Genomic DNA, 1319 nt, shown 5'->3' with positions numbered 1-1319 from the left:
TCCGTGTACCAGGGCACCCCGGCACCCGGCGGCACCGTCCGGGCCGAGCCCGGCGTACCCGCCGCGTCCGGCTCCGGTGTCTCCTCCCGGGTGGTCAACGGCGCAGTGAGCCGCACGGCCGAGGGCCACCACCGGTACACCGACCCCAGCAGCCCGGACACCAGCGCGAGCACCAGCGGGGCCGCCGCCAGCTCCGACCACGGCAGCGTCGTCCCCAGCGCCGACCGGAAGCCCTCCGGCGGCCCCGCCCACACGTCCGACAGCAGTGTCCCCGGGCCCAGCAGCACCACCGCGAGCGGCCGCAGCGCCCACACCAGGGCGCCGGCCACCACCGCCCCCGACGCCACCAGCACCCCGCGCGCCGCGTCCCTCGGCAGCCCTGCCCGTACGACCCCGGTCAGGGCGAGGCCGCACAGCAGATACGCGAACACCCGCCAGCCGTCCGACAGCGCCGCGGCCGGTACGCCGCCCACCGCGGTCACCGCCGCCAGACCGGCCACCACACCGCCCGTCCGCGCGAAACCCTTCGGCGCGCGCCACGCCCCGGACAGGGCCGCTGCGGCCGCCGCCAGCAGCAGCATTCCCGGAGCCACCGCGCCGAGCGGCCCCGAGGCCGTCGTGGACAGCGCCAGGCCCACCATCAGGGCCCAGAAGCCCATCACCGATCCGCCGACGCACGCCGTGACCCGCACTCCGGCGCCCTTGCCCCACAGGGCGATCGCTCCGTCCAGCACCGAGGTCGCCAGCAGCGCCCACCCGACCACCAGCGCCGGTGCGCCCGCGGCCCACGCCCAGAACAGCAGCGGCCACTGGGCCAGCACCACGGCGACCGGCAGCGGCAGGCGCAGCTTGCCCAGCGCCAGCCCGTACGCCGTCCACAGAGCCGCGAGCACCGCCGACGCGACGGCCGTGAAGCCGAGCCCGTCCGTGTCGGGCGCGGCCACCGCATGGACCGCGTAGACGTCCAGCAGCGTCAGCACCAGCGCCAGGGCCACCAGCGCCTCGGCGGTGGCGGCCAGCCCCCGCCGCAGCAGCACCGCCGGGGCGGTCAGCGCTCCCAGGGTCGCCGCGGCCAGCACCGCCGCCCGGCCGCCGATCCCCATGGAGCCCCAGCTCACCAGTGTGAACGCGACGGCCGCGACCGTCAGCAGCAGACCGCCCAGCGTCAGCAGGACGTTCTGCGCACTGCGGGGGGCGGACGGCTGCTTCGGCACATAGCCCCACGGCTGCGCCGGAGCACCCGGCCGGCCGGCCGGAGGCGCGCCCCAGGCCGACGGGTTCCAGCCCGGGGCCTGTCTCTTATACACATCTCTGAGCGG

Annotated in this window: 1 pseudogene; it reads right to left on the bottom strand. The window is 77.3% G+C overall.

From position 1 onward, the window contains the following. Positions 1 to 1319 (bottom strand): annotated as a pseudogene (locus tag CR470_RS37970) (SCO7613 C-terminal domain-containing membrane protein); the annotation flags it as partial.

Origin of the sequence: Streptomyces sp. rh34 (genome assembly GCF_002551245.1) — a bacterium.
In the GTDB taxonomy this organism is placed as follows: Bacteria; Actinomycetota; Actinomycetes; order Streptomycetales; family Streptomycetaceae; genus Streptomyces.
The sequence above is the reverse complement of the archived record's forward strand: the minus strand, read 5'-3'. Positions and strand labels throughout refer to the sequence as shown.